This window comes from Flavobacterium sp. AJR, assembly GCF_002156885.1.
GTDB lineage: Bacteria > Bacteroidota > Bacteroidia > Flavobacteriales > Flavobacteriaceae > Flavobacterium.
Genome location: NZ_NCWQ01000153.1, coordinates 1 through 5,091, shown reverse-complemented (window position 1 = coordinate 5,091; position 5,091 = coordinate 1). Strand labels below are relative to the sequence as shown.

The window sequence follows — 5,091 nt, the reverse complement described above, 5'->3', positions numbered from 1 at the left end:
GAAACAAAACAATCAATTGTTAGCTACCCTGGTGGTATCTTAAGTTTTGTACTGGTTTTGTTGGCTTCTCAAAGTGGGCAAGCGCAGTTTATTAATGACGGTATCATAAAGGTAGATGATAAGACTATATTATCGGTTTATGAACCATATATAAACAAGCCTTCGGGAGGTTTTACAAATGATGGAATCGTTTACATTTTTGATAACTGGAACAATGATGGAGATGTGTTGTTTAGTGATAAAAGTGATGGACAAACTATTTTCAATGGCAAAAAAGTTCAGAAGCTTGAAGGGCGTAAAATTACTAATTTTCAAGATGTGATTTTTGATAGCCAATCAGATACATTGGTTTCTTTTCGTCTGAATCAAATTATTTCAGTTAACAGAAAGGCAGAATTTCTAACAGGAATAATAGTGTCTAATGAGGATAAGAATAAGGAGAGTGAAAGTAGGGTGATTTTTAATGAAAATGCCATACATTCTGATGCTAGTGACTTAAGTTTTGTTGATGGTAAAGTAGAGAAAATAGGAAATAGTATGTTTGAATTTCCAGTAGGGAATGATCTTTTTTTTAGACCTGCTTTTCATGCTAAAGAAGGTACCGGTGATGGTAATATCTATACAGCTCAGTATTTTCATCAAAATTCTGATAATCAATATAAGCATGCAAGTAAAGAGGATTCTATATTATTGATTAATGATAAGGAATATTGGAATGTAACACAAGATGAAGGAGCTGATAAAATTGTACTAACTCTTACGTTAGATTCACAAACAACACCAAATGAGTTTCTTGATGTTGCTTCAGGAATGAAAGTAGTTATTGTGCGTTGGGATACAGCTTCGTCCAAATGGATTGAGGAAAAAGGAGAAGTAAGTGAACCTATTCCTAATACAAGTAAAGATGCTGGGTATTCTCAATTATTGACTGCGCAGGTTAGTGGATATGGAATTTTCACAATGGCACTAGTTAAAGATACAGAGGTGAAAGATGATGTAATTGTTTATAATGCTGTATCTCCAAATGGGGATGGAGTTAATGATACTTTCCTTATTGAAGGGATTAAAGATTACCCTGATAATTCAGTTGAGATTTACAACCGTTGGGGAGTAAAAGTGTATGATGCAAAATCATATAATGAGAGTGATGTGATGTTTAGAGGATACTCTGATGGTCGTGTAACTGTAAATAGAGGTGAAAAACTTCCTACAGGAACTTATTTCTATATATTGAGATATACCAAGGGAGAAGAAGGAAAAGAGAAATCTGGATACCTATACATCAATAATCAATAAAATTAAAAATCATTAAATTAAAAATCATTAAATTAAAAATAATTACAACTAATGAAAAAGATTTTTTACATAGTAACAATTGTATTGTTAGGGATTTTTGATGCTTCGGCACAACAAGAGTCCCAGTATACACAATACATGTACAATACAATGACTTTTAATCCAGGATATACGGGTTCAAGGGAAGTGGTAAGTGCAATGGGGTTATACAGAACGCAATGGGTTGGTCTTGATGGAGCTCCAAAAACAATGAATTTTTCTATACAAAGTCCATTGGGGTATCATGCTAATGGAATTGGTTTAAATGTAGTAAGCGATGAGATAGGACCAACAAAAAATACTGGAGTTATGCTTAATTATGCCTATACAATTATGGGTAATAATGGTGACTTAAAAGTTTCTTTTGGTATCTCTGGAGGATTTGACAATTTTGTAGTAGATTATTCTAAATTAAATATCAAAAATGCAGAGGATCCGTATTTAATGGGGAAAGAATCTCAGTTTTCACCAAATGTTGGAGCAGGAGTTTATGTTCATACCTATAATTGGTATGTTGGAGTATCGGTTCCAAAATTATTAAAAACAGATTTTTTTGATGATGTTTCATCATCTGTCTATACTACAAAATCGCATTTTTATGGTATTGCAGGATATGTATTTGATATTAATCCATACTTAAGATTTAAACCTGCAGTTTTAGCAAAATTTGTATCGGGAGCTCCGATAGCTGTCGATGTATCTGCAAACTTCTTAATTAATAATAAATTTACAATTGGAGCTGCATACCGTGTAGATGCCAGTGTAAGTGGATTGGCTGGTTTCCAGGTAACAGATGGTATACAGGTTGGATATGCGTATGATTATGAAACTACAAACCTAGGAAATTATAATTCAGGTTCACATGAATTTTTCTTAAGATTTGATCTTTTCAATAAGTCAAACAAACGAATGATTAATCCGAGATTCTTTTAATAATGATTACAAAAATACATATGAAAAAATACTTTTTACTTTGGATAGTATTATTTGGTCTGCATAATTCTTATTCGCAAGACAGATTAGTTAATAGAGCAGAAAAAAATTACGATAAACAAGCATATGCATACGTAAATTCAAGCGACTTATTTGATAAACTAGTTAAAAAAGAATTTGGTTCTTCTGGAATTTATGCAAAATTAGGAGATTCTTACTTTTTTAATGGTGATTACAAGAATGCTCTAAAGTCTTATAATCAGATAGCAAAATTAAAAGACAATTACGTTTTCACAAATGACCAGTTATTTAGATATTCGCAGTGTCTAAAATCTAATGGACAATTTGAAGAGGCATCAAAAATCATAAAAGAGCTTAATAGTAAATCAGGACAACAAGCAATTGCAGCTGGTACTGAGTATTTACAGAATATTGAAAAACAGTCGAATCGTTTTACAATTAAACCTGTTAGTATTAACTCTAATATGCCTGATTATGGAGTATCTTTTTATAAAGACAATAAGGTTATTTTTACTTCTGCAAGAGATACAAATGTTGTAGAGAGAATGAAAGACAGATGGAATAAAAAACCTTTTTTCAAACTTTATGAAGCTACAATCACTGATGATGGAGATTTAGTTGATGCTAAAAGAATGAATGGAAAAGTAAATTCAGTTTTCCATCAATCAACAGCAGTAGTTACTGCAGATGGTAATCAAATGTATTTTACCAGAAGTAACTTTTTGGGTAATAAATATGGTGTTGATGAAACAAAAACAAACCGTCTTAGAATTTACAGAGCTACACTTGTAAAAGACAAATGGACAAACATTGAAGATTTATCTTTTAATAGTGATTCTTTTTCAAATGCTCATCCAGCTTTGAGACCTGATGGTAAAAGCTTAATTTTTGCTTCAGACAGACCAGGTTCTATTGGACAAACGGATTTATATGAAGTTGCAATCAATGAAAATGGGACTTTTGGTGAAGTTAAAAATATGGGACCAACTATTAATACAATAGGAAGAGAGACTTTTCCTTCTATGTCAACTACAGGGCAACTTTATTTTGCATCTGATGGACATCCAGGACTTGGAGGTTTAGATGTTTTTGAAGCTTTCAAAAATACTGATAATACTTATAAAATTGTGAATGTTGGGAAACCTATTAATTCACCTGGAGATGATTTTGGTTTTGTAATTAATCCAGAAACACATAAAGGTTTCTTTGCATCTAATAGAACTAATGATGATCAAATTTATGGTTTGACAGAATTAGAACCGATTAAAGTTAAATATGATCTTGTTGTTTTCGGAAAAGTATACGATAGTAAACAAAACGAATTGTTACCAAAAGTTAAGATTACTGTTCTTGATGCAAATAAGAAAATGGTAGATGAGTTTTATACTGATAATGCAGGTGAATATTTGTTAAAGGTACCAGTAGGAGATTATTCTTTAGTTTATGATAAAGTTGGTTATTATCAACAAACGCATGAATTACTTATTCCTAAGAAATTTGAAAATCAAAGTTTCGAGATTGATAAATATTTGGTAACTGATCCTAGTGTAAAAGAGTTAGAAGGTGAAGGAGGGAAAACTATTACTGATGGTTCTGATTTAACAAAAACTCTTGATTTACAACCAATTTATTTTGACTTAGATGGTGCTAATATTAGAAAATCTTCAGAAAAAGAATTGAATAAAGTTGTGCAAATTTTAAAAGATTATCCAAGATTAACAGTTGATATTAAGTCACATACAGATAGTCGTGGAGATAATGCTTACAACTTAAAACTTTCTGATAGAAGAGCTAAAGCTACTATTAATTATATTGTAAGTAAAGGAATCAAAGCAGATAGAGTTACAGGCCAAGGTTATGGTGAAACTCAATTGATAAATAAATGTGCTGATGGTGTAAAATGTTCTGAGAAACAACATCAATTAAACAGACGTTCAGAGTTCATTATTTCTTTTCATCACGAATAAGGTATTTGAATAGGAATATGTTTTAAAAAAAGTGGATATCATAATGATATCCACTTTTTTGTTTTGATCATATGAGATGCATAAATCAATAAGATTTAAATTGAGTAAAAAAAAGTATAATGACTTATCAGAAAAAATTAAATAAAATCAAGGATAATTATCCATTTGATGAATGGATAGATAATTTTTCGGCAGATACAGAGGATAAAAATGATAAAGGGATTGAGCCAATATACTCAAGAGAATTGTGATGTTATAAAAGCCATTTTTGACTATTTATTAGGTAAACTATGCTTACTAGGAGAAAAAGCATCAGAATTAAATAAAATTGAATTGTTTGAAATTATTATTAATTCACTCAATCGACTTAATGATGAGAAAGGATTATTCGATTTTGGTGTAAGTGAAGATTTATGTGACTTGGTGGATGAAATAACTTTAGTTGCTGGTCTTAATCCTGAAATTTATGCAAACGGGAAAGGGATTTCGGATATTTGGAGAGAATGGTAATGATTGATTATGAAATAAATAGCAATGTCTGTAAAACACAGAATAAACTAAAAGATTAAATTGAACTGCTAGATAAGTATTGAAAAGGAGATAATATAAAATACTACTCTTTTTAGTTTATCTAAGAAAGAGTAGTACTTGTATAATTACAGATAAGTATCTGGTCTAAGAACAGCAAAGTTTTTTTGTTTCTTTTTTTTAATAAAATCCTCAGAAGGTTTTCTATGAAAAAGGTCATAATATTTTGTGCAGAAATAGCTTAATTTGGTGTAATTTAACTCATAAATTATTTCTGTTAAAGTGTTATAATCTCCACTTTGTAAAA

5 protein-coding genes are annotated in these 5,091 nt (G+C 30.5%); all 5 read left to right on the top strand.

The features are described 5' to 3' along the window. Positions 1-1,296, top strand: a 1,296-nt coding sequence (locus B8T70_RS22965) for a gliding motility-associated C-terminal domain-containing protein (protein WP_086896374.1), incomplete at its 5' end; no start/stop codon positions are given. Positions 1,297-1,347: 51 nt separating this feature from the next. Continuing rightward, positions 1,348-2,268, top strand: a complete 921-nt coding sequence (locus tag B8T70_RS22960; protein ID WP_086896373.1) for a type IX secretion system membrane protein PorP/SprF — start codon at positions 1,348-1,350, stop codon at positions 2,266-2,268. Positions 2,269-2,288: 20 nt separating this feature from the next. Continuing rightward, complete coding sequence (locus B8T70_RS22955) at positions 2,289-4,256, top strand: OmpA family protein (protein ID WP_165763252.1); 1,968 nt, start codon at positions 2,289-2,291, stop codon at positions 4,254-4,256. A gap of 119 nt (positions 4,257-4,375) precedes the next feature. After that, positions 4,376-4,507, top strand: coding sequence for a hypothetical protein (locus B8T70_RS24400; RefSeq protein WP_255398774.1), 132 nt, complete (start codon positions 4,376-4,378; stop codon positions 4,505-4,507). Next, a complete protein-coding gene (locus tag B8T70_RS22950) occupies positions 4,467-4,766 on the top strand; it encodes a hypothetical protein (RefSeq protein WP_207621560.1) in 300 nt (99 codons plus the stop codon). The genes B8T70_RS24400 and B8T70_RS22950 overlap by 41 nt, the downstream gene beginning before the upstream one ends. Positions 4,767-5,091 lie beyond the last annotated feature (325 nt).

Excerpts from the sequence above, each read along its gene's own strand:
- B8T70_RS22960 (WP_086896373.1), top strand. The coding sequence starts at position 1,348 with ATGAAAAAGATTTTTTACATAGTAACAATTGTATTGTTAGGGATTTTT.
- B8T70_RS22955 (WP_165763252.1), top strand. The coding sequence starts at position 2,289 with ATGAAAAAATACTTTTTACTTTGGATAGTATTATTTGGTCTGCATAAT.
- B8T70_RS24400 (WP_255398774.1), top strand. The coding sequence starts at position 4,376 with ATGACTTATCAGAAAAAATTAAATAAAATCAAGGATAATTATCCATTT.
- B8T70_RS22950 (WP_207621560.1), top strand. The coding sequence starts at position 4,467 with ATGATAAAGGGATTGAGCCAATATACTCAAGAGAATTGTGATGTTATA.